Below are 24,346 nucleotides of genomic sequence, written 5' to 3' on the forward strand. Positions count from 1 at the left end.
TTTCGAAAAACGTTGCGCTTGGTTTGACAATTCAAGGTCAAAAATCCCCGTCTGCGGCGTTAAAAATGCTCGCAAGGTGTCCAAACCTTGCTGCGCTTTTTGCCTCAATAAACCGCTTCGCTGGCCAATTGTCAGCAGACCCCTCAATGCTTCTAAAATAAAAAGCTGCCCGATATCGGGCAGCTTTTTCAAACAGTTAGTTGGAACTGTTCTAAATTATTTCTTTTTGCGTTGCGGCGGCAAGTCGGTACACACGCCGAGCGCCACTTCGGCAGCCAAACCGATGGTTTCGCCTAAGGTCGGGTGCGGATGGATGGTTTTGCCGATATCAGTAGCATCACACCCCATCTCGATCGCCAAACAAATTTCTCCGATCATGTCGCCGCCGTTGGGGCCGACAATACCACCACCGATAATCAAGCCGCTATCAGCATCAAAAATCAGTTTGGTAAAACCTTCTTCGCAACCGTTGGCAATCGCACGGCCGGAAGCCGCCCACGGGAAATTGGCCTTGGTGATTTTGATGCCTTTTTCTTTGGCTGTGGTTTCGGTAACGCCAACCCAAGCCACTTCCGGCGCAGTATAGGCGACTCCGGGGATGACGCGGGCATCAAAGTATGCTTTATGACCGGCACAGTTTTCCGCCGCAACATGGCCTTCATGTACCGCTTTGTGTGCCAACATCGGTTGTCCCACCACATCACCGATAGCATAAATATTCGGTACGTTGGTACGCTGCTGTTTGTCTACTTCGATAAAGCCTCGCTCGGTAACCATTACGCCGGCTTTTTCCGCATCTATCATTTTGCCGTTGGGCGCACGTCCGGCTGCTACCAACACCAAATCATAACGCTGCGGTTCTTTCGGCGCTTTCTCACCTTCGAAAGTCACATAAATACCGTCGTCTTTGGCCTCTACCGCTACTGTTTTGGTATTGGTCATGATGTTGTCGAAGCGGTATTCGTTCAGTTTCTGCCAAACTTTTACCAAATCACGGTCGGCACCTTGCATCAGGCCGTCCATCATTTCCACCACGTCCAAGCGTGTCCCCAGCGTACTGTATACGGTACCCATTTCCAAGCCGATGATGCCACCGCCGATAATCAGCATTTTCTGCGGTACCTCTTTCAAGGCCAGCGCGCCGGTGGAGTCGACAATACGCGGATCTTTCGGAATAAACGGCAGGTTCACGACACGGCTGCCGACGGCAATGATGGCATTTTTGAAAGCCACCACTTCCTTGCCGCCGGTTTCGGTAGATTGCTCGTATTCGCTGCTCTCAGTAAGCGCCACTTCGATGTGGTTGGCATCGAGGAATTTACCGAAGCCTTGAATCACATCCACTTTACGAGCCTTAGCCATACCGGCCAAACCGCCGGTAAGCTTGCCGATTACTTTTTCCTTATAGCCGCGCAGCATGTCGATATCGACTTCCGGCTCGGGATAAGAAATACCGTTGGCTTTCAAATGGCGTACTTCGTCAATCACCGCCGCATTATGCAACAGCGCTTTAGACGGAATACATCCTACGTTCAGACATACACCGCCCAAGGTACTGTATTGCTCGATAATGGCTACTTTCAAGCCCTCATCAGCCGCGGCAAAAGCTGCGGAATAACCGCCCGGCCCGCCGCCCAATACCACAACATCATACTCGGCATCCGATGAACCGCCGAATTGTGCGGCTTGCGGGGCAGCAGCCTTCGGTGCTTCTTGAACCGCCGGCGCGGCCGGGGTTTCTGCTTTAGATTCTTCTTTAGGCGCTTCTGCTGCAGCGCTCGCCTCGATAACAGCGATTACACCGCCTTCGGAAATTTTGTCGCCTACTTTAACTTTGACTTCCTTTACCACACCCGCCGCATCGGCAGGCACATCCATGGTGGCTTTGTCGGTTTCCAAAGTAATCAGGGTATCTTCAAGGGCAACGGTGTCGCCCGCTTTGATTTCAACGGCGATGATATCTACATTTTCATGCCCGCCGATATCGGGCACTTTCAATTCTATTAAACTCATGTTGCTTCTTTCTCTGTAAAAGGAATTCAGACAGCCTTCCGTTCTTACAATGGCGCATGATCAATAGCTTATCGATGCAATCGAATCATCATTTCCATATTCAATAATCATGATAAGCAGGTTTGATATTTTCAGACAGGCATTGACGATGAGTAATGCCTGTCTGAAAACGGTATTACAAGGTAATACGGCGGAAGTCTTTCAACAGATTCGCAATATACACAGTAAAGCGCATACCTGCCGCGCCGTCGATAACACGATGGTCAAACGACAGGCTCAGCGGGCACATCAGGCGCGGTTGGAATTCTTTGCCGTTCCAAACCGGTTTCATCTGTGATTTGCACACGCCCAAAATAGCTACTTCGGGAGCGTTCACAATCGGGGTGAAGCCGGTACCGCCGATACCGCCTAAGCTCGAAATGGTAAAGGTTGCGCCTTGCATTTCATTGGGTTTGAGCTTGCCTTCGCGGGCTTTTTTGCTCAGCTCGGTTAATTCTTGGGAAATCTGTTTCAGGCCTTTCTTATCGGCATCTTTAATGACCGGCACCACCAAACCGTTGGGGGTATCAGCAGCAAAACCGATGTTGTAGAATTTTTTCAACACCAGATTTTCACCATCGAGCGAAGAATTAAACTCAGGGAAGGCTTTCAATGCCACCACCGAAGCTTTAATCACAAAAGCCAGCGGAGACAATTTCAAGCCTTCGCGCTCCCATTCTTTATTGAGCTGTTGACGGAAAGCTTCCAGATCGGTCATATCGGCTTCGTCATTCACGGTAACGTGAGGAATCATCACCCAGTTACGCGACAGATTTTGACCAGAGATTTTCTTGATGCGGGAAAGCGGCTGGGTTTCGATCTCGCCGAATTTGCTGAAATCGATTTTCGGCCACGGCAGCAAGTCGAGGCCGCCGCCCAATGAAGGTGCAGCAGCAGCCACACTTTTTCCGGCCACATTCTGCATGGTGGTTTTCACGAATGCTTTAACATCTTCACCGGTGATACGGCCTTTCGCGCCGGTACCTTGCAGCAAAGACAAATCAACGCCCAATTCGCGTGCCAATTTACGGGTAGAAGGGCCGGCATGCGCTTTAGCAAAACCTGCTTCGTTAAACGGCGTATTGCCGTAAGCGGTTTTCGGCGCCTGCGCCGCAGTAGTGGGAGCTGTTGCCGGAGCAGCGGCTTTCGGCGCTTGCGTCTCGGCAGCTTTGGGGGCTTGCTCCGCAGGAGTTTCGGCTTGCTGAGGAGCGGGGGTGGCAGCACCAGCTTCGCCTTCTAATTCAATAATTTTTGCGCCTTGCGAAACTTTATCACCCACCTTAATGTAAACCGCTTTTACCACACCGGCAGCCGTTGAAGGCACATCCATGGTAGCTTTATCGGTTTCCAAGGTAATCAGCGTATCGTCCACCGCAACGGTATCGCCTACTTTAATCTCTACCGCAATCACGTCAACATTGTCGTGGCCGCCGATATCGGGTACTTCCACCACGCTTACTCCGCCGCCGGATGCAGCAGGAGCAGAGGCGGCTGAAGCTTCAGGTGCCGCCTGTGGTGCGGGTGCTGAAGTCGCTGGCACTTCTTTAGCAGGTGCTTCAGCCTGTTCAGCCTGTGCATGAGATTCACCGGCAGCTTCAACAGTCAGAATCACACTTCCTTCCGATACTTTGTCGCCTACTTTGATCTTAACCTCTTTTACCACGCCTGCGGTATCCGCAGGAACATCCATAGTGGCTTTATCGGTTTCCAATGTAATCAGGGTGTCGTCGACAGCAATGGTGTCTCCCGCTTTCACTTCAACGGCAATCACATCTACATTATCGTGGCCGCCGATATCGGGTACTTTGATTTCTACGATTTGGCTCATCGTTTTTTTCCTTTAGGAATCAGGTTTGCGCATGCTGGCTTAGCAGCATTTACACGCGTCAATTCTTTTGTCGGGCAGCTTGCCGACGGCAGATGCCGCCCGATACTCAGTCTGATACTCAGCGTTTCCAGCTCGGCGCGACATCGGTATTGATGCCGTATTTCACGATAGCCTGCTGCACCACAGATCGATCGATTTTGCCTTGTTCGGCCAAAGCGCTCAATGCGGCAACGACAACATGGTAACGATCTACTTCAAAGAAATCGCGCAGGTTGTCGCGTGAGTCGCTGCGACCGAATCCGTCTGTTCCCAACACCACATAATCAGCCTCGATATACGGGCGGATGCCTTCGGCAAAAGTACGGATGTAGTCAGTAGAGGCAATCACCGGACCGCTGCGGCCTGCCAGTTGCTGCTGTACATACGGTACTTTAGGCGCCTCCAGCGGGTGCAGGCGGTTATAGCGCTCGCATTCCATACCGTCGCGTTTCAGTTCATTGAATGAAGGTACGCTCCAGATATCGGCATCAACGCCGAAATCGGCTTTCAGCAATTCGGCACCGGCCAATACTTCAGTCAGCATAACGCCGCAACCCAGCAACTGCACGTTCAGTTTGCCTTTAGCACCTTCTTTCAGGCAATACATACCTTTAAGGATTTGCTCTTCGACACCGACAGGCATTTCCGGATGAGCGTAGTTTTGGTTGAGCAATGTAATGTAGAAGAATACATTTTCTTGATTGACATACATCCGTTTCAAACCGTTTTGTACAATCACAGCCACTTCATAAGCGTACGTCGGATCGTAAGAAACGCAGTTCGGAATCAGATCCGCCTGAACATGGCTATGGCCGTCTTCATGTTGCAAGCCTTCGCCGTTCAAGGTAGTTCGGCCGGAAGTGCCGCCCAACAAGAAGCCTCGCGCCTGCATGTCGCCGGCTGCCCAAGCCAGATCACCGATACGTTGGAAACCGAACATAGAATAATAAATGTAGAACGGAATCATTGCGAAATCATTGTTGGCATAACTGGTTGCCGCAGCAATCCAGTCGGCCATTGCACCCGGTTCGTTAATACCTTCTTGCAAAATTTGACCGTCAACCGATTCTTTATAGAACATCAGCTGGTCTTGGTCTTGCGGCACATAATTCTGGCCGGCAGGGTTCCAGATACCGTATTGACGGAACATACCTTCCATACCGAAGGTACGGCTTTCGTCCGGTACAATCGGTACCACGCGTTTACCCAGCTGTTTGTCTTTCATCAAGGTATTCAGGATGCGAACAAACGCCATAGTGGTGGAGAATTCACGATCACCGCTTGATTGCAGCTGCGAATCAAAAGCGGAAAGCTCGGGAATCGGTAGCACTTCGGTAGAAGGCGAACGTGAAGGAACGTATCCGCCCAACGCTGCGCGGCGTTCGCGCAGATATTGCATTTCCGGGCTGTCTTCTGCCGGGCGGATAAACGGAGGCCCTGCTTCTAATTCTTCATCGGTCACCGGAATACCGAAACGGTCGCGGAATTTTTTCAGCGAGTCGATATCCATTTTTTTCTGTTGGTGCGTTGAGTTTTGCGCTTCACCGGATGCACCCATGCCGTAACCTTTAATGGTTTTAGCCAAAATAATGGTCGGGCGGCCGCCGGGATTGTTTACGGCTTCATAATAAGCCGCATACACTTTGTGCGGGTCATGGCCGCCACGGTTGAGGGCGAAAATTTCCTCATCCGACATATTGGCCACCATGGCTTTCAATTCGGGATATTTGCCGAAGAAATGTTCGCGTACATAAGCACCGTCTTTGGCTTTATAGGTTTGGTAATCACCGTCTACGCACTCTTCCATGCGTTGTTTCAACAGGTTGTTGGTGTCTTGCGCCAACAAGCCGTCCCAACGGCTGCCCCAAATCACTTTCAGCACATTCCAGCCGGCACCGCGGAATTCGCCTTCCAATTCTTGAATGATTTTGCTGTTGCCGCGTACCGGACCGTCCAAACGTTGCAAGTTACAGTTCACCACGAAAATCAGGTTATCTAAACCTTCTCGGGCCGCCAATTGAATGGCACCGCGGCTTTCGGGTTCGTCCATCTCGCCGTCGCCGCAGAAACACCACACTTTACGGCCTTTGGTTTTCGCCAAGCCGCGGCTTTCCAGATATTTTAGGAAACGCGCCTGATAAATCGCCATCAGCGGGCCCAAGCCCATGGATACGGTAGGGAATTGCCAGAAATCAGGCATCAAATGGGGGTGAGGATAAGAAGACAAGCCTTTACCGTCGACTTCTTGTCGGAAATTGGCCAACTGCTCTTCGGTCAAACGGCCTTCGATAAAGGCGCGTGCGTACATGCCCGGTGCTGAGTGGCCTTGGAAAAATACCATATCGCCTTCTTGGCCGTCAGTATTACCTTTCCAGAAATGGTTCCAACCCACATCATACAAAGTCGCTGCCGATTGGAAGGATGCAATATGACCGCCTAATTCCAAATTTTTCTTGCTGGCGCGCAATACCATCGCCAATGCATTCCAACGCACGTACGAACGGATACGGTGCTCCAACTCGGGATCGCCGGGTGATTTTTGCTCACTGCCGACCGGAATGGTATTCAGGTAAGCAGTGGTAGAATCAAAAGGCAGGTGGACGCCGCGGCGGCGGGTATATCTAACCAGATTTTCCAACAGGAAATGTGCACGTTCGGTACCTTCTTTTTCCAATACCGAGCTCAATGCATCTAACCATTCCTGGGTTTCAATCGGATCAATATCTTGAATTTGGGTGGACATATTGCGATCCCTTCTGTTGAGCATTATGGACAGGCGACAAGCTGTTTTGCTGAGCGCCGTTTTTCGTATAAAACCTGAAATTATTATCCGTTAACACTTATGAAAATAAAATATAACATAAGCAATCGACGGTCATTCATCTAACCATTGAATCGTATCAGTTATTGCAGTAACTAGCAAATAGTAGAATAGTACATAATCGAAAAAAAACAGGCGTTAATTTAATCAAAATCAATAAAATATTCATAAGTGAATTAAATTTTTTCTAATATGAAAATTTTAAGTTTATCAATCAATCAAAAGCATCAATTTCGAAAACAGGCTAGTGGAAAATATCTTAAGGTAAGCGAGCCTTCGCAACGAAATACAACACAGGGTTTGATTATGGCGTCTGATATTTCAAATCATATAGCGGATTTAATTAATTTTCGATACAAGGCAGCAAGCCGCAGACTGTACAAGTAGTACGGCAAGGCGTAGCAACGCCGTAGCGAGAATTAAGTTAATTCGCTATATAACATATTAAACAGTAATCAAGGATGATTCCAAGGTAATTGAGTTTATCCCGAAAAGATTTCAAAAATGCCTGTCTGAAAATACTTTTACCTTTTTTTTAATTGGGTATCTAAAGTATTTTCAGACAGGCCTGTTCATATTGTGCGTTCTAACCTTCCCGGTGCTGGCGCTTTAATAGTATCCGTACCGCTCCATCATTACCTTTATGCGGCTCGGCATAGGCCAGTACATCTGGATGCGCCATCAGCCAGCGACGCACCAGATTTTTCAATACTGGCTGATAGCCCGAAGATCCCAAGCCGCTGCCATGTACGATTTCGCCGCACACTCCGCGTTTTTTCACAAACTCGATAAATTCGTTTAATACTTTTTGCGCTTCCTCTTGGTTATAGCCGTGCAAATCCACATCGGCCACCACTTCCCAGTGCCCGGTTTGCAGCCGGCGGATATCGTTTTGGCCTTGGCCGTTTTTGCTGAACGAAGCCGGTATATCCAACCATTGCCCTTCGCCGACATAAAAATAATCGCGCTCATCCAACAGGCTTTCTTCCGCAGGGCGTATTTTAATCGGTGTATTATCACGCGGCGGAGAATAGCGGCGGCTGTTTTTTAAAGGAGTAACCGCGCCTATTTCTTGGGCGAAGTCTACCGCCTCACGTTGCTTTTTTAGCTCGACCGCCTCGGCGTTTTTTTTCCGTTCTGCCTCCGCTTTAGCTTGTTGCCCCAAGGCTTTCAAGGTGGATTGGAAGTCGGTTTTGCTCATTTCACTATCCTTCTTATTTGCTTTGCTTATTTTTTCAGACAGGCATCCAATCGCGGATATCTGCCACCACTTCGCGACCAAAAGATGGCGAAGCAATAAAACGGGCAATGGCGACAGCCGCCTGTTGTGCAGAAATCAAACCGCCTTCGCGTTTTAAAGCCAGAAAGCGCGGCAACAGCGGAAAATCTTGCTTAGATGATTTGCGTATCTCAGCCTGCATAGCCGTATCAACCACGCCCGGTGCAATGCTGGCTACCTTCAATTGCGGATGTTGTTCTGCCGCCAAACAAAGTGCATGATGATCCAGCGCGGCTTTGCCCGCACCATATACACTCCAACCGGGATACGCTTTGCGGCCGGCACCGCTGCTGATATGCACAATCCCTCCTTGGCTACCCGCCGGTGCCGTACGGATAACTTCCTCGCTCAACAACAAAGGAGCCAAGATATTGAGCGACACCGAAGACACAACCGGATCCAGTCCGGCAATACCGGCCAGAGCATTAGGAGCAACTTGCGCGGCATTATTAATCAACAACCATTGTGTGGCATCGTGCAAAAAGTCTGCCAATAGACCCCCGGGAAATGCCTGCCGTAAACGCTGGTTATCAGCCAAATCCAGCGCATACTGCTGCAAATTTTCCGGCGCTTGCGGCCACAGTGTTCGGGAAATGCCCAAAACCTGCCAGTTTTCTTGCAAATAATATTCGGCCAGCGCTTTACCCAACCCCTGGCTATGGCCGGTAATAATAAGTTTATTCATCATAAAAATAAGAAACCATGCCTGTCTGAAAAGCAAAATATCCGTTATCGTTTGTTTCTACATAGATACGGCTATATTGTAATTAAGCAATACGCCCGAGTCGTTTTGCAAAGGCATCTGGCTGTCTTTCCGACTGTTCGGATAAACCTTATAATACCGCAAAATTCCTCAACATACCGAGAGGCCCCATGAAACTCACCATTATTGAACACCCGCTGGTGAAGCACAAGCTGACCTTGATGCGCGAAGCCGATTGCAGCACTTATAAATTCCGTACCCTCACCACCGAACTGGGCCGCCTGATGGCTTATGAAGCTACCCGTGATTTTTCCACCGAGTTGTACGATATAGAAGGCTGGTGCGGTCCCCTGCAAGGTGAGCGGATTAAAGGAAAAACCTTAACCGTGGTACCGATTCTGCGTGCCGGCTTGGGCATGCTCGACGGTGTGCTCGATTTGATTCCCACCGCCAAAATCAGCGTTGTCGGCCTGCAGCGTGATGAAGAAACCTTGAAACCGGTTTCCTATTTTGAAAAATTCGTCAGCGGCATGCACGAGCGCCCTGCTTTGATTATCGACCCCATGCTGGCCACCGGCGGATCCATGGTCGCAACCATCGATTTACTGAAAAGCAAAGGTTGCCGAAACATCAAAGCCTTGGTACTGGTAGCCGCCCCCGAAGGCGTACGTTTGGTCAACGAGGCGCATCCCGATGTAATGATTTATACCGCCGCACTCGACAGCCACCTCAACGAACAAGGCTACATCATTCCCGGGCTCGGCGACGCCGGCGATAAAATTTTCGGCACCCGCTGATGGCAGAAACCCGTTCAAAAAATATGCTTTGGCGCTGGCTCTTGGTCTGTTTGATTCCGGCCGCCAGCGTATTGCTGTTCCAGCTCCGACCCGGCCACACCGCCGGCAGCCACTTGATTCGCGGCATCATTCTCGCCTGCGAGTTTGCTTTTTTGCTGAAATTTGTGTTATTCGAAGTGATTAGCCATCACCTGCGTAACGAAACGGCTCTAAAGAAAGCGACTTTATGGCTCTTGCTGCCTTTGTTTTTATTACTGCTCTATATCTGCCGCCATTTTGGTCTGTTTTAAAACCATGCCTGTCTGAAAAAGAAAATGGCAACTTTTCAACCGTTTACCTTGTCAGAACCGCTATCATCCGCATAAAGCGAAATCAATGAATACCGCCCACCCCATCCAAACCGTTACCCTAGCATTTACCGGCGCCTCCGGCCTGCCCTACGGCATGCGCCTGCTCGAGTGTTTGCTACAAGCCGGAAAAACCGTGTGGTTGCTTTACTCCCAAGCCGCACAAGTCGTCGCTCGCCAAGAAAGCAACTGGATATTGCCGAGCGATGCCAAAGCCTGCCAGCAAATGCTGTGTGAACACTTTCGGGTAAATGCCGAACAATTGCGGGTATTCGGCAAAGACGAATGGTTCGCTCCCCCCGCCTCCGGTACCAATCCTGCCGATGCCATGGTTATTTGCCCGGCCAGTATGGGCGTAGTGGCGGCAGTTGCACACGGCACCTCAGACCATTTAATCGAACGGGCCGCCGATGTTTGTTTAAAAGAGCGCCGCTTGCTGATTATCGTACCACGCGAAGCCCCTTTTTCCACCCTGCATCTGGAAAACCTGCTCAAACTCTCGCAATGGGGCGCAGTGATTCTGCCGCCCTCGCCGGGCTTCTACCATCATCCCAAGAGCATGGAAGACTTGGTGGATTTTGTCGTGGCGCGAATTCTCGACCAACTGCGCATCGAGCACAACCTCATGCAGAAATGGGGAGCGTAACATGGAAGGTTTGCGTGAATTCATTGCCATGTTGCTTGCATTTGTTAATTGGTTATTGACAATCCTAGGTAAGTTGTTTTAAGCTTGCCCACAATTATTTTTCGCTTCAACCGAGAGTTTCAACATGAACACCAGCGCCTTTGCTTATTTTTATTGGTACCGCTCCAACGCGCGGTGCTTGTTCATGCCTGTCTGAAACAGATAGAAGCGAAACAAAAAGCCGCCCGTTATCTTACCGGCGGCTGTTTTATTATCTGAATATCCGATGGCCGCCTGATAAAAAATCCAACACTTCAGGAGACCATTATGCAAACCGCCCAATTAACCATCAAACCCGCTCCCGCAACCGAAACGCTTAGCGTTTGCCACCTCGTAGTGGATGGCAACGCCCACCGCCCCGAATTCCTGCAAACTTCGCTCCCCAGCAGCAACCATCCTTTATTTAGCGAAGCCATGATTCCGCAAATCCGTACCTTAGCAACGCTGATTGCCGCTCAGCGCCACGATTTCGAACAAATCAGCCCAGCCACTTTTACCGAAGAAGCCGATTGGTTTGCCGCCCGCATTTTAGTCTTACAAGCCCGTGCCTTTCATCTGGAAGGCCATTTAAAAACCATGCTGGAAACCGCCAACCAACGCGCCGAAGCCTTCGCACGACGCCATAATCTACCGTTCACACCTGCTGCCATCCGCTTCGGCCTGCATACCGGCCGCCCGCAAAATCTGCTGATTATCGAGTCTGCAATCAGCGTACCGCAACAGGATAACGGCATTTGTAATAACAGCCAAAGCCTGGTTGCTCTGCTGGCTTAAACCGCCGTATCAGCCCGAAGGTATATAGTGGATTCACACATTTTCGATACAAGGCATCAGTAGGAACAGTACGGTAAGATTCAACAGCGCCGTAGCGAAATATGGTAGTGGATTCACTATCGTCAAGCTTTCAGACAGGCGTATCTTTTGCACACCAAGATACGTCTAATTTCACTATCTATACTCGTTTGCCCAATAAAACCATCCTCTCTTTCTGCATTTTTTCTCCCGCTTATTTATTTTTAATTATTTTTGTTATAGTATAACATTTCTTTTAATAACCCCTATCACATCAAGGAATTTCTATTCATGAAAACAAAACAGCTGCTTTTGGCCGGTTTAATCCTCTGCACCACAGCCGCCCATGCCCACCGTGTATGGGTAACCAGCAACCATACGCACGGCGGGGAAATTCTGAAAGCCGAATTGGGTTATGGTGAATTTCCTGAATTGGAACCGATCGCACAAGACCGCCTGCATATTTTCCGCCGCCCGATGCAACTGGTTACTGAAAACGGCAAAGAGGATTTGCAGCAAAAAGGCCGTTATAACTATCAATACGAAAGCAAAAAGCCGGTAAAAGAAGGCAGCTATCTGTTGATTGCGGAATATCAACCGACTTTCTGGTCGAAAAACCGCGAAGGTTGGAAACAAACGGATATGAAAGCGATGCCGGATGCAGAATATTGCGAGCAAACACGCATGTATGGCAAAAATGTGGTAAATGTCGGCCATGAAAGCGCGGATACCAAAATCGTTACCCGCCCGGTTGGCTACGGTTTGGAAATCGTACCGATGGATAATCCGGCCAATATTCATGTCGGCGAGCGTTTTAAAGTAAAAGTATTGTTCAACGGCGAGCCTTTGCCCAATGCAGTGGTAACCGCCACCTTTGACGGTTTCGACACCAGCGACCGCAGCAAATCACATAAAGTGGAAGCACAAGCTTTTTACGATAAAACCGGTGATGACGGTACGGTAGACATTATTCCGTTGCGCCAAGGTTTCTGGAAAGCCAATGTCGAACATAAAGTTGATTACGCAGACCAGAAAGTCTGCCAGAAACTTTCCAGCTACAGCACGCTGACTTTCCAAATCGGCCATCAGGCCCATTAATGCAAAGCTAAATTTATAGTGGATTTAAAATAAAACTCCGATATTGGAGCGCGGACGTCCCCGTCCGAAAAATATCCAGAATCATACATAAAAAGCGGACGAAAACGTCCGCGATACACCGGACATTTTATTTGAATCGACTATATCATTAAACCAAACAAAATGCCTGTCTGAAAATATATTCAGGCAGGCATGATTCATTCTGCAACTTTATTTACAAGAGATACCCATAATATTGGGATTAGCACCTTGCGATAATTTGATGCGGCATGAAGTGGAGGTTGAACCGGAAACGACAGCATTGTCACCACTGCGGCTGATGGTTAACGGCTCTTTCACACCCATGGATACCGATGTCTGGGCGATGCTGTCGGATAATGCCGCCGGCAGGCCCGAAGTATTTTCCTTGATGTTGATTTTTTTCTCTTTAGCTTGAACGCCCGCGCTGGCAGCCAGAACCAACATGGTCAGCAAAGCGGTGGTGGTGCGTTTATTCATATCTGTATTCCTTAGATAGATGCAGTGCAAATGCTGCACTGACGTCTCCCATATTAAGCCATATCCGCCACAATCCAAGTTTTTTTCATAAACTTTACTGATTTTCTTCGCTATTGATGCATCAAACCTACACTTGTGTATGGAAAATGCCTGTCTGAAAAAGTTTATAACCTTTTTTCAGACAGGCATTTTCATTATCACCCTAATTTAACGGCGTTTTTGTTTGCTGTTGGCTTTCTTCTTTTTAACCGCTTGTTTCTTCACAGCCGGTGCCTCGATAACTTCCGCAGCAGCATCTTCGCTTACTTCCGTTTCATCCGAAGTTTCGCCGCTTTCACTTTCGCTTTTTTTATAGGCTTCCATCAATTCTTTAAAGCTGATGCTTTCCGAAGCTTTCGGCTGATAAGTGAAAACCGGGCGGCCAAAACGGTTCATCGCCATACTCATATCGATATTGAACGCTTTTTCAGTACCGTTTATCTGCACATAATTGCGTTTGCCAACCGTGCGGCCTTTGCGATCCAGATAAATACTTTCAATCAGCGGGCTGCCCAGCCATGAGTCGGTTGCAGGTACAGACAACATACTATCGCTGAGAGATTCGAAAAATTGGCGTACTTTATCATAGCCCTCGCGGGTCGAACCCTCATCGCGTCCGGCAATTTCCAGACGGGTCAACTCCTCATTAAACTCTTTTACAAATGCCTGATAATAGGCTTCTTCATTTTCCTTGGTGAAAACCACACTGATGCGGTAACGCGCACCGACACGTTTACCGAATTCATCCATTTCATCCAAACGGAATTGGTCGGCCGGAATACTGTTATAGGCCGTATAAGCGCTCTTTACTACTGCTTTCAGCGTACTCTTGACCGGAATCGTTTTGTCTTCCATATCCGCCCAATTAAAACGTATAGACTGATTAACCAATCGCGCACGCATAGTCGGGTCTTGGATAAAGAAATTCAATACCATCGGAATAGTTGCCGGGGTATCGACAGAAACACTCATGTCGTTACCGTCCAATAAAATCGGCATCTTAATACTACTAAACTCATTACGTGCCTTGATTTGCAACTCCGGAACGATTTCTATTTTTTTCGCCCGCAAATCCACCGCACCATTGAAAAACAATCGGCTGTCGTTCAAATACACTGCCGCGGCCGGATATTTTTGTATGCCATTCACAATGTTTGCACCAATATTGATTTCATCAGCATACTCATTATCTTCCGCTTTGCTCTTATTCTCTTTGGCAGAAATTTATTTTTTCTCATCTGCGCCCACTATCGCTGCATCCGCCTCTTTTTGCATGGTATCGACAGATTTACCGGCCTCTGATGCTTGTTTAGCCTCTATTTCAGCGGAAATTGCAGGTGCGACGCCTTTATCTTTGTCGCTTAAAAATGCTCTTGCCTCGCCGTTGAAATTATAGCTGTAATCTTTGGTTAGACTTCGCTCGGTGGTAATCTTAACCATTTCACTCGGGCTTTTGCCATCCAAGCTACTACACGCACTCAAACCGAAAGCTGCGACCATAACAGCCAATAAGGTTTTTTTCATGAATATCTCCAAATTTAGACGTTAAATACAAGATTTGTTAAGAACGCATCTTACCACTAATTGGCCTGAAATAAAATTCTCGTTTGAAATTCGTTATAATAAGCTTTTCTTCCGCGCCTGATCACACCATGCCACACAACGTTACCCTAGTTTCCCAACAAGAATCTTTCACCGTAGACAGTGACGAACCGGTGTTGTCGGCCGCCAAGCGGCAAGGCTTGAATCTGCCGCATTCCTGCCAAAGCGGCGTATGCGGCCAATGCAAAGCCCGCTTAATAAGCGGCAAAACAGGCGTTTGGCAACCGCATTTCGAAATGGCCATTAATGAAGAAGAAGCACAAAACCGCTATATTCTATTGTGTTGCAGCACGGCTCAGAGTGATTTGGAAATCGACATGCCCGGATATCGAGGAGCAGGCGTATTGCCGGTTAAAACCGTACCCTCCCGGGTCTCCGCAATCGAATATCTGGCCAATACCGCCATTGTGTCGCTGGATTTGCCTAAAACTGCGCCTTTCTCTTTTTATGCCGGGCAATATGTCGACGTTTTGCTCAAAAGCGGCGTAACCCGCAGCTACTCGCTCGCCGGCAATCCGAAACATCCCGAACAATTAGAATTACACGTCCGCAATCATTTAGGCGGGGCGTTTAGCAGTATGTTGTTTGGCGATAGTCCCCAAATCGTTGAAAAAAGCATTTTGCGCATCCGAGGTCCCCTTGGCAACGCCATTCCGCAGGATAGTGATAAACCTCTGATTATCTTGGCCACCGGCACCGGCTTTGCACCGGTTCAAAGCCTGCTGCAACAGTTGACCCGCCAAAACTCCATGCGCCGTATTCATCTTTACTGGGGCGGGCGGTATTTAAGCGACTTATACCGCTTGCAACAGGCAGAAGACTGGATTAAGCGTTTGCCCAACGCATCTTTGACTCCGGTATTATCCCGCCCGCATGAGGGCTGGAGCGGCGCGACGGGTTATGTACAAACCCATGCCGTTGCCGATTATCCCGATATGTCGCAAGCTTGCGTTTATGCCTGCGGATCGGCAGCCATGGTGGAAACGGCTTATGATTTGCTGTGCACCCATCACCGTTTACGGCCGGAATATTTCTTCTCTGACGCATTTACTCCCTCCGGCAAATAATTAAAGACGTAAAAAATACCGCCTATTGGGCGGCTTTTTATGTTATGTCACACAGGCATATTTATAGTTTCGAAACCTATCTTCGGTTGACGTCAAATGTAGCGGATTTAATTACTTGGATACAAAGCAGCAAGCCGAAGACGGTACACACGTACGAAACCGATTCTGTTGCCGCTTTATCGGCTTACAAAATCGTTCTCTCCAAGCTTTGCCTCAGCAGAGCCTTCGCGAAAGTTAAGTTAATCCGTTATAGAGTATTACAACTAAAATGGTTACTCTGTTGACCTGTATCAAAGCACGTGTCGCTGTTATTGATTAGAATACACTGAAACAACTATATCACTTTTATTCAGCAAGATAAGACGACACGGTAATCGATGATTTTCGATGTTCGAATACCCTTCATCTTCATAAAAATCCGGGAGCAGCGTATGGAATTAATTGCCGAATTATTTAGATCACCTGTAGGGATACTTTCTTTTATCACCATATTTATGGTGGTTATTATTGCAGCATTCTTGTTTTTCTGGGTTAAAAAGCAGGCCGATAAAGGGCCGAATGTTTAATAAACTATTAAAACCGTTAATCATTTCCTCTTGATGTGTGTGTGTTTGGGTGTGGCGAAAGCCGCACCTTTTTTTATTATTTGTCCAAAGGTTTTCAGACAGGCATTTCAACCGCCGATGCCTGTCTGAACGCATTCAATCCCGTAAAAATTGCCCGCAGCATTGTTTGAATTTTTTACCGGAACCGCAAAAACACGGCGTTTTCATGCCGGGCAGCGGCACGGTAGGATCGATAAAATACCAGCGCCGGTCGATTTGAACGAAAGCGGACAATTCGTGGTGGCTGCGTGTTTCGCCGTTTTCAAGAAAACGCGCTTCAAATTCAACCTGTGCGTGCCGCTTACCCGCTTTCGGTTTGTGTTGTATAACCGTCAACCCCAGCCATTCGCTGTCGCGGCTCCAAGCATCGATGGCCGCACGGTTTAACAAATGCTGTTGCGCCGGCACTGTGGTTTCAATCAAATAATTGGTTTGCCGCAACGCATAGGCGGCATAACGCGAACGCATCAGGGTTTCGGCATCGGCTGCGTGGCGCTCGCCGCGGTGCAGCGGTGCGCAGCAAGCTTCGTATGGCAAGCCGGATGGGCATGGGCATAATGTATTCATAATGTAAGCAATATTTTTTCAGACAGGCATGATATGGCGGATAACTTATTTCTAGTACTGTGCAGCAAGCCGTTCTTTCGTGTTGCTTTAACCTCGTTGTAATAAACGTTTTGTCATGCCCACCTATTTTTTTCTTAATTGATTGAACATATGAGATGCCTGTCTGAAAAATCATGTTACCCCTCGCGAGCGTAACACTATCGTTTCAAACAGGCATTCTGCCTGTTTTATTTAGCCTGCGCAGATACCTGCTTCATCCAGGCAAACAGTTCGTCCAAATCATAGTCGCCGCCGTGTTGCTGATCCCAAGGCATGGCGAAATCAACGGTTTTCCCGCTGTTTTCCAACTTGGCACTCACCAACGAAGCAATGGCCAACGAAGTATCGCGGTCGGCAGTACCGACGCGAATACGCCAGTTTTGCGGATTCTGCGCCTGGCCGATGTAGTACATCGGGTTCATCAGTTTAACGGTATGTTCATCGGCGCGGGTCGCACCCTCGGCGGTATTGTGTTGCTGTGAGAAGGCGGTAAAGTGTTGTTTATCGACGGTAGCGGTACCAAACAACTGGTTTTCGCCGGCGCTCAAATCCACCGCATCAAAAGCAGGCGGTGTTTTCATACGGCCGGCAGCCTTGGCATATGCGAAGAAATCCATGCCGGTTACTTTGCCGTTACGAATAGCCAACCATTTCCGATCGCTCAAATCTTTGCCTGCATCCAACTGTTTTTGAGCAGATTGCATAATATGCGCCTCTACATAACGCTTGAAACTGCCGTTACCGTTTTTATCCAGCGCAAGCGGCCGGCCGGCGGTATCTTTTAATCCGAGACTGTTTACATAAGGCGAAAACTGTGGCTTTAAGGCATCGGAAAGTTTCACCTGCGCATCGGTCAGCGTACCGGGAACCAGTTTGCGCTCGACTTTATAATCCAACATACTGATGTTCATGGATTGGTAATCTTTGATACCGTTAAACTGCCACTCATAAGCCGCATCGGCGTGTTCGAGAATAGTGATCGGGCAATAAGCGGAAACGGCGAAAATATCATCGCCCGCTTTGGCGGCGCCCAAAGAGCGCAGATAAGGTTCGTAATCGGCACTATTGCCGCTGGCACCCAGCAATACCGACAAAGCGCCGCCGGCACTGGTGCCGTTGGAAATAATTTTACCGGCGTCACCGGGCATCACTTTATCATTGGCTTTCAGATAGCGCACTGCCGCCTTCAAATCGACAATGGCAGCAGGCGCTTTACCGCTGGAAGAAGTCCGGCCGCGTGCACCGGGCGAAGCCACTATGTAACCCTGCGACAATGCTACCTGCATTGCATCGGCTTTACCGGTAGAGGGGCCGAAGCCTGCTTTATCCGGTTCTCCCGGTTTGCCGGGCATATAGCCGCCGACTTGATTAGGAAAGAAAATCGGCGCGGTATCGGCGCTAAAGCCATTGATGCTGCCGCCGTTAAAATAAGCCTCGGGAATGTAGATATTGATGCTTTGGTAAACGGTATCTACCGGTTTTTGCACATAAACAATGTTTTCATAAGCACGATAAGCCACCGTTTCACCATTTACCTGCATGGTTTTGGCACTACCGCGTTGTTTGCTGAAATCCAAATCATAATCCGAGGATTTTTTCGCTGTGGCGCAAGCCGACAAACCGATGGCAATGGCAACCGTTAATAAAGCCGGTTTCATTATTCTTTTCATGTTATCTTCCTTTTATGGGTGCTCTTCTCTTGGGAAAAAGTATTTTATAGTGGCTTAACTTCACAATCCAGCTGCAAATTGCCGACCGTACAAATGGTGCAAAATCGATGCTTGATGCTGCTCAGGGCAATAACCGAGTGGCTTATTATACGGAATCCAACCCATTTCTTTTAAGTGAATACAGAAATGCCTGTCTGAAAACTTTTCAGACAGGCATTTGCCAAAATAAGCTATTTAATTTATTTTGCCGCCGCGCCCAATTTGGCGATACATTGCTTATCGCGCGCATTAAAGGCATCGGCACCGCCCAGCAAGGCAAGCTGCTCTTCCGCACTGATTTTGCTCATGGATTTCAACTGGTTGTGATTGAGTTTATCCAAAGGCTCGTTCCACATGCACACGCAATAATCCAAGATTACTTTATCCGATTGCCCCGCCAAACCGTTGGCTTGCAAATCCTGCTGCCATTTCTCCGAATACGGTACGTTCTTCACGCACGATTCGATGATAACTTCTTTGGCTTTCGGCTTGCTCATCGCGCATTGCGACAGGAAAAAGAAGCCGAGAAACATGGAAATCACCACCCAAAACCAGATGCGGATGGTACGGATTTTGGCCTTGGCACGGCGCGTTTGCTCCGCTTGCTCCTGCGTTGGGTCGGCAACAGCTTGTTTATCCTTGTCGTCCATGCAGGCTCTCCATACGGATCATCACAACCGGCTTGTGTACAAACGGCAGATCTTCAATCGCCGCAATCGCTTTTTTCACTTTTTTCTCTTGGGTACTATGGGTGAGAATCACGATTTCCGGCGTGCTGTCGTCTTGCACGCCTTTCTGAATCAAAGCCTCGATGGATACGCTTTCATCAGCCAGCAAGCCGGCAATACGGCCCAACACGCCCGGCTTATCCTCTACCCGAACACGCAAATAATAGCTGCTGGTGATTTCTTCGATCGGCAAAATCCGCTGTTTTTGAACTTGGGTCGGTTGGAAAGCCAAATGCGGCACCCGGTTGCCGGAATCCGCACTAATCAGGCGGCTGATGTCGATAATATCGGCCACCACCGAACTTGCCGTCGGCAGCGACCCCGCACCGGGGCCGTAATAAAGCGTCTCGCCCACCATATTGGCGTCTACGCGCACTGCGTTCATCACGCCGTTTACATTGGCAATCAGGCGGCTTTCCGGCACCAAAGTCGGATGCACGCGCAATTCGATGCCCTGCTCCGTTTTGCGGGTGATGCCCAATAGCTTGATGCGGTAGCCCAGCTCTTCGGCATACTGGATATCGCGGCTTTCCAAACGGCTGATGCCTTCCAGATAGCAAGCTTCGAAATTCATCGGCGTACCGAAAGCCAATGCCGACATAATCGTGATTTTATGACCTGCATCGTGGCCTTCGATATCGAAAGTCGGATCGGCCTCTGCATAACCCAGCGCCTGCGCTTCTTTCAACACATCGGCAAACGCGCTGCCTTTTTCGCGCATTTCGGAAAGAATGAAATTGCTGGTACCGTTGATGATGCCGGCAATAGACTGGATATTATTGGCGGCCAGCCCCTCGCGCAAAGCCTTGATAATCGGAATGCCGCCGGCCACCGCCGCTTCAAACTGCACCATCAGATTATTTTTTTCCGCCAGCGCGAAAATCTCGTTGCCGTATTCGGCCAAGAGTTTTTTATTGGCGGTTACCACGTGTTTGCCGTGTTCCAGCGCTTCCAAAATCAGCTTGCGGGCAATATCGGTACCGCCGAACAACTCGGCGACGATATCTACTTCGGGATGGCGTACCACTTCGAAAGGATCATTGGTAATCAGGGTATTCGGCGGGCAGATGGAGCGCGCTTTTTCGGTATCGCGGCTGGATACCATGAAAATGTTGATTTCGCGGCCCAAACGGCGGCTGATTTCCGCCGCATTGTCCTGCAATACTTCCACCGCCCCTTTACCGACGGTTCCCAATCCCAAAATACCGATATTAATGGGCTTCATCCTGCCTCCTAGTTAAACTGTACGCCAGCTGCCGCACCGCTCGATGCCGGTGAAAGTTGCTTTGCAACGGCTTGAACGATAAACTCTGAAAAAAATGATTAATATTACCCGAAATCATGTATTTTTGCACCTTCGGCTGAAAAACGAATTGCCGGCGGCTTAGCCCTTTTCATTTTTCCCATCCTCTTTAATTTCAGCATATCGGAAACCACCATGCAGATTGAAGAAAACCGCACACAACAAACCTACGACCTCACCGGCTGCGGCAACGGCTATCTGGAAATCAACGGCGAGCGCGTTCAGGAACCGGTTTTCCTGACCGGCAGCGTATTGGAAACCCTCGATGGTTTGACACCGCAGGATTTAACTGCCGAAGTGTTTTTAAACGCCATCGCCGCGCAAAACGAACGGCCCGAAGTCATATTGGTGGGCACCGGCGAGCGGCAGCAGTTTCTGCATCCGCGTATTGCCGCGCGGCTGGCCAGCGATGGCATCGGGTTGGAAAGCATGAATACCGCCGCCGCCTGCCGCACCCGCATGGTACTGGAAAGCGAAGGGCGGCGGGTATGGGCTTGGTTATGGCCTTAAAGCCGAGACCTTTGCAACAAGCTCTTAAAAAAGCCGTAGACATTTGCAAAAACCATTTTGATCCTATATTTCATTTATTTCATTATGCTCGGGCTTGACCCGAGTATCTGCTTTTTCCGCTATAGCAGATTAACTTAACTTTCGCTACGGCGTTGCTGCGCCTTGCCGTACTACTTGTACTGTCTGCGGCTTGCTGCCTTGTATCGAAGTAATTAAATCTGCTATATAGACGGACATATCTGCAATAACAATGCCTGTCTGAAACGTTTCAGACAGGCATTGCTGTCGGAAGAAACCTTATGCCGTAAAAGGCGGCATAAACTTCGGCATCCGAAACTGCCGGTTTAATTCGTATCGAACCCGGGCTGTTTCACTTTGATGAAATAAGTTACCGCGAATGCAAACAGATACAGCGCGGTATAGGCGTAAACCACGCCGATAAAGCTGAAATGCGGCAGCAACACAGTGGCGATTGCGGGGGCGAGAAAATTCGACAAACCGGCCGACAGGTTATACACCGAAATCGCCGCGCCTTGGTGTTTGGGTTCCAAGGTGGTGAAGATGGCGGTCATCGGCACGAATGCGGCCACAAACCAGCCCAGCAGAATTGCGGGAATCCACGCCACCATAAATTCGGCGGTGCCGGCACCATTTACGCCCGCTTCGGCGATGGTGTTGTAATACTGCGGGATATAGTAAAAACTCAATGTCGAGAGTGCCATGCCGATGCAGCCGAACCAGCGCACCACTTTAATCCACCCCAATTTTTCGCCCACGATGCCCCAAAACACGTTGGAAACCAGCGTGGTGGCGAAAAACACCGTCCAGATTTGCAGCCATTGCGAAGTGGTGAACCCCAGCTCTTTGGTGAACATCATCGGCATAATCACGGCGAAGCCGAACAGCGAGAGCGTGTTGATAATCCGCACCCAGCTTGAAAAAAGGATATTGCGGTTGGTCACCAGCAGGGTGATGGCGCGGCTGAGTTCGGAAAACTTCTGCTGGCGCGACAAACCGTGCATGGGCGAATAAGAGTTGACGTTGCGCAGCATCACCAACGCCACCAAGCCGCCGGCAAAGCAAAACGCCAGCGCCAGCCACAGCGTGCCCATTTCGCCCATTGCGGGAATGGTGAGGCTGGGGATAAAGCTGCCGAACACGCCGATACCCACCGAATAAGTGGTCCAAAACCAACCCATCGAAGGGCTGATTTGCGTGCTTTTTACGTTTTGAACGATCATCACGATAAACGAATACAGAAACAGCGGGTAGGCAAAACCGCGAATACCGTAAAACAGCATGATGAAAAAGTAGTTTTTACCGCCCAAGCCGAACACCAAAAACAGCACATGAAACACGCACCACATCACAAAACCCGCCAGCATGGCTTTGCGCGGGGTGACAATCTCGGCGAACACGCCGGAAATCCACGCGGCCAGCGCGGCGGCAAAACCGTAAACGGCGAAAGCCGAAGACGATTGCGCCTCGGTGAAGCCCAAATCGGTGATGTATTTCGACAAAAACGCCAGCTCGAAGCCGTCGCCCGTCATAAACAGCGCGATGGCCACATAGCCCCACAGCAGGTTTAGGGGCAGGCCCAGCCACTGCTTGGTTTCGTTTTCCAAATTGTTCATAAAAACCTCTTTTCTCTGAATGGATAGGTAGTTAATGCCTGTCTGAATGTTTCAGACAGGCTTTGTTGACGTTATTGTTGTAATGTGTTTCAAGACGAAACATATTTTCAGACAGGCATACTCAAGCATCATGCCGTCTGAACGACAATTCGTTTCGGTATAAGGCTCCGAACTGCCGGTAGCGCGCGGCGAGATAATCCGCCTGCGCCGCATCGGGCGTATAGACACGGTCGGTTTCGGGCTTTAAGCACACTTCGGCTTCGCTTTTGCCGCACGCCAAAGCGGCCAGCCGCGCCGCACCGAGGGCGCCGCCGGTTGCGCCGCCTTTGTGGGTAATGATGTTTATCTTCAGAATATCGGCCAGAAGTTGCGCCCAAAACGGGCTGCGTGCACCGCCGCCGAGCAGCGAGGCTTGTTGGATCTGTGTGCCGCTTTCCCTCAGCACGCGCACGCCGTCTGCGATGCCGAAAACCACCCCTTCAATCACGGCATAACCCATAACCGCGCGGTTTGCGCTATGGCGTATGCCGTGGAAACTGCCGCTGGCACCGGCATCGTTATGCGGCGTGCGCTCGCCCGAAAGATAAGGCAGAAAAACCGGCGCGGAGGCTTTTTCTTCTGCGCTTAAGGCGGCGATTTCTTCCATCAGTTGCGCTTCTTTCACACCGACCAGACCGCAATACCAGCTCAAGCAGGCGGCGGCGCTGAGCATTACGCTCATTTGGTGCCAACGTTCGGGCAAGGCATGGCAGAAGCAGTGCACGGCGTTTTCGGGCGCGGGGCGGTAGCTGTCGTTCACCACAAACACCACGCCGGACGTGCCCAAAGAAATAAACGCATCGCCCGCGTTTACCGCGCCCACGCCGACGGCGCTGGCGGCATTGTCGCCGCCGCCGCCCGCCACGATAACGCTTGCGTCCAAACCCCATTGCGCCGCCACTTCGGGCAGCAGCGTGCCGCTGTTATGGCTGCCTTCGATAAGTTCGGGCATATGGCTGCGGCCGAGTTGGCAGGCGGCCAATACTTCGTCGGCCCAATCGCGCTTGGCGGTGTCGAGCCACAGCGTGCCTGCGGCGTCGGACATTTCCGATACTTTTCTGCCGGTCATCCGCAGGCGGATATAGTCTTTCGGCAGCAGCACGGTTGCGGTTTGGGCGAAGATTTCCGGCTCGTGTTTCGCCACCCATAAAAGTTTGGGCGCGGTAAAGCCGGGCATGGCCAGATTGCCGGTAATCGCGTGAAGATCGGGCACGGCGGCCTCCAGCTCGGCGCACTCGGCTTCGCTGCGGGTGTCGTTCCACAAAATCACGGGGCGCAGCGGTTGGTCGTTTTCATCGAGCAGCACCGCGCCGTGCATCTGCCCCGATAAGCCGACGGCTTTTATCTGCCGCCAGGCCTCACCGCTTTTTTCGCGCATCGCCGCCATCAAATCGTGCGTGGCCTGCCACCATTGGTCGGCGTCCTGCTCCGACCAATGCGGCTGCGGGCGTTGAATGCTTAAGGATACGCCGTGGGTTTGCACGATATTGCCCGCTTCGTCGGTGAGCAGGGCTTTGATTTCGGACGTGCCGTAGTCGATACCGAGATACATATTTGCTCCTTTG

At 49.9% G+C, this 24,346-nt stretch carries 23 protein-coding genes; 8 read left to right on the forward strand and 15 right to left on the reverse strand.

Going from position 1 to position 24,346, the window contains the following annotated elements:
• The 6 genes from Q4C79_RS09330 to Q4C79_RS09355 form a co-directional block, all read right to left on the reverse strand.
• A partial coding sequence (locus Q4C79_RS09330) for a hypothetical protein (RefSeq protein WP_303090749.1) occupies window positions 1-192 on the reverse strand: 192 nt, incomplete at its 3' end.
• 24 nt (window positions 193-216) lie between these two features.
• Complete coding sequence (lpdA, locus tag Q4C79_RS09335; protein WP_303090750.1) at window positions 217-2,013, reverse strand: dihydrolipoyl dehydrogenase; 1,797 nt, start codon at window positions 2,011-2,013, stop codon at window positions 217-219.
• 175 nt (window positions 2,014-2,188) lie between these two features.
• Window positions 2,189-3,880, reverse strand: a complete 1,692-nt coding sequence (aceF, locus tag Q4C79_RS09340; RefSeq protein WP_303090751.1) for a dihydrolipoyllysine-residue acetyltransferase — start codon at window positions 3,878-3,880, stop codon at window positions 2,189-2,191.
• 118 nt (window positions 3,881-3,998) lie between these two features.
• Window positions 3,999-6,662, reverse strand: coding sequence for a pyruvate dehydrogenase (acetyl-transferring), homodimeric type (gene aceE, locus Q4C79_RS09345; protein ID WP_303090752.1), 2,664 nt, complete (start codon window positions 6,660-6,662; stop codon window positions 3,999-4,001).
• Between the two features lie 664 nt (window positions 6,663-7,326).
• Window positions 7,327-7,941, reverse strand: coding sequence for a Smr/MutS family protein (locus Q4C79_RS09350; protein WP_303090753.1), 615 nt, complete (start codon window positions 7,939-7,941; stop codon window positions 7,327-7,329).
• A gap of 34 nt (window positions 7,942-7,975) precedes the next feature.
• Entirely contained in the window at window positions 7,976-8,707 is a 732-nt protein-coding gene (locus Q4C79_RS09355; protein ID WP_303090754.1) for an SDR family NAD(P)-dependent oxidoreductase, read from the reverse strand.
• A gap of 185 nt (window positions 8,708-8,892) precedes the next feature.
• On the opposite strand from Q4C79_RS09355, the gene upp reads away from it, so the two are divergent.
• From upp to Q4C79_RS09380, 5 genes are all read left to right on the forward strand, one after another.
• Window positions 8,893-9,519 carry a uracil phosphoribosyltransferase gene (gene upp / locus Q4C79_RS09360; protein WP_303090755.1) on the forward strand — a complete coding sequence of 209 codons (627 nt, stop codon included), beginning with the start codon at window positions 8,893-8,895 and terminating at the stop codon, window positions 9,517-9,519.
• Window positions 9,519-9,809: a hypothetical protein gene (locus tag Q4C79_RS09365; protein ID WP_303090756.1), complete on the forward strand. Its 291-nt coding sequence runs from the start codon at window positions 9,519-9,521 to the stop codon at window positions 9,807-9,809. The genes upp and Q4C79_RS09365 overlap by 1 nt, the downstream gene beginning before the upstream one ends.
• A gap of 85 nt (window positions 9,810-9,894) precedes the next feature.
• A complete protein-coding gene (locus tag Q4C79_RS09370; RefSeq protein WP_303090757.1) occupies window positions 9,895-10,512 on the forward strand; it encodes a flavin prenyltransferase UbiX in 618 nt (205 codons plus the stop codon).
• 306 nt (window positions 10,513-10,818) lie between these two features.
• Complete coding sequence (locus Q4C79_RS09375) at window positions 10,819-11,325, forward strand: hypothetical protein (RefSeq protein WP_303090758.1); 507 nt, start codon at window positions 10,819-10,821, stop codon at window positions 11,323-11,325.
• A 309-nt stretch (window positions 11,326-11,634) separates the two neighbouring features.
• A complete protein-coding gene (locus Q4C79_RS09380; protein WP_303090759.1) occupies window positions 11,635-12,441 on the forward strand; it encodes a DUF4198 domain-containing protein in 807 nt (268 codons plus the stop codon).
• Between the two features lie 210 nt (window positions 12,442-12,651).
• On the opposite strand, the gene Q4C79_RS09385 is transcribed toward Q4C79_RS09380, so the two are convergent.
• The 3 genes from Q4C79_RS09385 to Q4C79_RS09395 form a co-directional block, all read right to left on the reverse strand.
• Window positions 12,652-12,939 carry a hypothetical protein gene (locus Q4C79_RS09385; protein ID WP_303090760.1) on the reverse strand — a complete coding sequence of 96 codons (288 nt, stop codon included), beginning with the start codon at window positions 12,937-12,939 and terminating at the stop codon, window positions 12,652-12,654.
• A 207-nt stretch (window positions 12,940-13,146) separates the two neighbouring features.
• A complete protein-coding gene (locus tag Q4C79_RS09390) occupies window positions 13,147-14,088 on the reverse strand; it encodes a hypothetical protein (RefSeq protein ID WP_303090761.1) in 942 nt (313 codons plus the stop codon).
• A 114-nt stretch (window positions 14,089-14,202) separates the two neighbouring features.
• The gene (locus Q4C79_RS09395) at window positions 14,203-14,502 is read right to left on the reverse strand and encodes a hypothetical protein (RefSeq protein ID WP_303090762.1); all 300 of its coding nucleotides are present in this window, start codon (window positions 14,500-14,502) and stop codon (window positions 14,203-14,205) included.
• Window positions 14,503-14,630: 128 nt separating this feature from the next.
• Between Q4C79_RS09395 and Q4C79_RS09400 the strand changes: the two genes are divergently transcribed.
• Both Q4C79_RS09400 and Q4C79_RS09405 read left to right on the forward strand, forming a co-directional pair.
• Window positions 14,631-15,647: a 2Fe-2S iron-sulfur cluster-binding protein gene (locus tag Q4C79_RS09400; RefSeq protein ID WP_303090763.1), complete on the forward strand. Its 1,017-nt coding sequence runs from the start codon at window positions 14,631-14,633 to the stop codon at window positions 15,645-15,647.
• Between the two features lie 431 nt (window positions 15,648-16,078).
• The gene (locus tag Q4C79_RS09405) at window positions 16,079-16,213 is read left to right on the forward strand and encodes a DUF3149 domain-containing protein (protein WP_303090764.1); all 135 of its coding nucleotides are present in this window, start codon (window positions 16,079-16,081) and stop codon (window positions 16,211-16,213) included.
• A 135-nt stretch (window positions 16,214-16,348) separates the two neighbouring features.
• On the opposite strand, the gene Q4C79_RS09410 is transcribed toward Q4C79_RS09405, so the two are convergent.
• From Q4C79_RS09410 to Q4C79_RS09425, 4 genes are all read right to left on the reverse strand, one after another.
• Window positions 16,349-16,819: a YchJ family protein gene (locus Q4C79_RS09410; RefSeq protein ID WP_303090765.1), complete on the reverse strand. Its 471-nt coding sequence runs from the start codon at window positions 16,817-16,819 to the stop codon at window positions 16,349-16,351.
• A 227-nt stretch (window positions 16,820-17,046) separates the two neighbouring features.
• Complete coding sequence (locus tag Q4C79_RS09415) at window positions 17,047-18,528, reverse strand: subtype B tannase (protein ID WP_303090766.1); 1,482 nt, start codon at window positions 18,526-18,528, stop codon at window positions 17,047-17,049.
• Window positions 18,529-18,767: 239 nt separating this feature from the next.
• Window positions 18,768-19,217 (reverse strand): hypothetical protein, encoded by a 450-nt coding sequence (locus Q4C79_RS09420; RefSeq protein ID WP_303090767.1) that lies wholly within the window; start codon window positions 19,215-19,217, stop codon window positions 18,768-18,770.
• Entirely contained in the window at window positions 19,201-20,520 is a 1,320-nt protein-coding gene (locus Q4C79_RS09425; RefSeq protein ID WP_303090768.1) for a homoserine dehydrogenase, read from the reverse strand. Before Q4C79_RS09425 ends, Q4C79_RS09420 begins: the two co-directional genes overlap by 17 nt.
• 213 nt (window positions 20,521-20,733) lie before the next feature.
• On the opposite strand from Q4C79_RS09425, the gene Q4C79_RS09430 reads away from it, so the two are divergent.
• On the forward strand, window positions 20,734-21,108 hold the full coding sequence (locus Q4C79_RS09430) for an Mth938-like domain-containing protein (RefSeq protein ID WP_303090769.1): 375 nt from the start codon (window positions 20,734-20,736) through the stop codon (window positions 21,106-21,108).
• Window positions 21,109-21,452: 344 nt separating this feature from the next.
• Here Q4C79_RS09430 and Q4C79_RS09435 read toward each other — a convergent pair whose 3' ends face one another.
• Together Q4C79_RS09435 and xylB are read right to left on the reverse strand one after the other, a co-directional pair.
• On the reverse strand, window positions 21,453-22,742 hold the full coding sequence (locus Q4C79_RS09435; protein WP_303090770.1) for an MFS transporter: 1,290 nt from the start codon (window positions 22,740-22,742) through the stop codon (window positions 21,453-21,455).
• Window positions 22,743-22,863: 121 nt separating this feature from the next.
• Window positions 22,864-24,346: xylulokinase (xylB, locus tag Q4C79_RS09440; protein ID WP_303090771.1), on the reverse strand; the 1,483-nt coding region annotated here is incomplete at its 5' end.

The organism is Neisseria sp. (assembly GCF_030523955.1).
GTDB lineage: Bacteria > Pseudomonadota > Gammaproteobacteria > Burkholderiales > Neisseriaceae > Neisseria.

What these genes read in the sequence shown, in the direction of transcription:
- lpdA (WP_303090750.1), bottom strand. Translation starts at nt 2,013, where the DNA reads ATGAGTTTAATAGAATTGAAAGTGCCCGATATCGGCGGGCATGAAAAT.
- aceF (WP_303090751.1), bottom strand. Translation starts at nt 3,880, where the DNA reads ATGAGCCAAATCGTAGAAATCAAAGTACCCGATATCGGCGGCCACGAT.
- aceE (WP_303090752.1), bottom strand. Translation starts at nt 6,662, where the DNA reads ATGTCCACCCAAATTCAAGATATTGATCCGATTGAAACCCAGGAATGG.
- Q4C79_RS09350 (WP_303090753.1), bottom strand. Translation starts at nt 7,941, where the DNA reads ATGAGCAAAACCGACTTCCAATCCACCTTGAAAGCCTTGGGGCAACAA.
- Q4C79_RS09355 (WP_303090754.1), bottom strand. Translation starts at nt 8,707, where the DNA reads ATGATGAATAAACTTATTATTACCGGCCATAGCCAGGGGTTGGGTAAA.
- upp (WP_303090755.1), top strand. Translation starts at nt 8,893, where the DNA reads ATGAAACTCACCATTATTGAACACCCGCTGGTGAAGCACAAGCTGACC.
- Q4C79_RS09365 (WP_303090756.1), top strand. Translation starts at nt 9,519, where the DNA reads ATGGCAGAAACCCGTTCAAAAAATATGCTTTGGCGCTGGCTCTTGGTC.
- Q4C79_RS09370 (WP_303090757.1), top strand. Translation starts at nt 9,895, where the DNA reads ATGAATACCGCCCACCCCATCCAAACCGTTACCCTAGCATTTACCGGC.
- Q4C79_RS09375 (WP_303090758.1), top strand. Translation starts at nt 10,819, where the DNA reads ATGCAAACCGCCCAATTAACCATCAAACCCGCTCCCGCAACCGAAACG.
- Q4C79_RS09380 (WP_303090759.1), top strand. Translation starts at nt 11,635, where the DNA reads ATGAAAACAAAACAGCTGCTTTTGGCCGGTTTAATCCTCTGCACCACA.
- Q4C79_RS09385 (WP_303090760.1), bottom strand. Translation starts at nt 12,939, where the DNA reads ATGAATAAACGCACCACCACCGCTTTGCTGACCATGTTGGTTCTGGCT.
- Q4C79_RS09395 (WP_303090762.1), bottom strand. Translation starts at nt 14,502, where the DNA reads ATGAAAAAAACCTTATTGGCTGTTATGGTCGCAGCTTTCGGTTTGAGT.
- Q4C79_RS09400 (WP_303090763.1), top strand. Translation starts at nt 14,631, where the DNA reads ATGCCACACAACGTTACCCTAGTTTCCCAACAAGAATCTTTCACCGTA.
- Q4C79_RS09405 (WP_303090764.1), top strand. Translation starts at nt 16,079, where the DNA reads ATGGAATTAATTGCCGAATTATTTAGATCACCTGTAGGGATACTTTCT.
- Q4C79_RS09410 (WP_303090765.1), bottom strand. Translation starts at nt 16,819, where the DNA reads ATGAATACATTATGCCCATGCCCATCCGGCTTGCCATACGAAGCTTGC.
- Q4C79_RS09415 (WP_303090766.1), bottom strand. Translation starts at nt 18,528, where the DNA reads ATGAAAAGAATAATGAAACCGGCTTTATTAACGGTTGCCATTGCCATC.
- Q4C79_RS09420 (WP_303090767.1), bottom strand. Translation starts at nt 19,217, where the DNA reads ATGGACGACAAGGATAAACAAGCTGTTGCCGACCCAACGCAGGAGCAA.
- Q4C79_RS09425 (WP_303090768.1), bottom strand. Translation starts at nt 20,520, where the DNA reads ATGAAGCCCATTAATATCGGTATTTTGGGATTGGGAACCGTCGGTAAA.
- Q4C79_RS09430 (WP_303090769.1), top strand. Translation starts at nt 20,734, where the DNA reads ATGCAGATTGAAGAAAACCGCACACAACAAACCTACGACCTCACCGGC.
- Q4C79_RS09435 (WP_303090770.1), bottom strand. Translation starts at nt 22,742, where the DNA reads ATGAACAATTTGGAAAACGAAACCAAGCAGTGGCTGGGCCTGCCCCTA.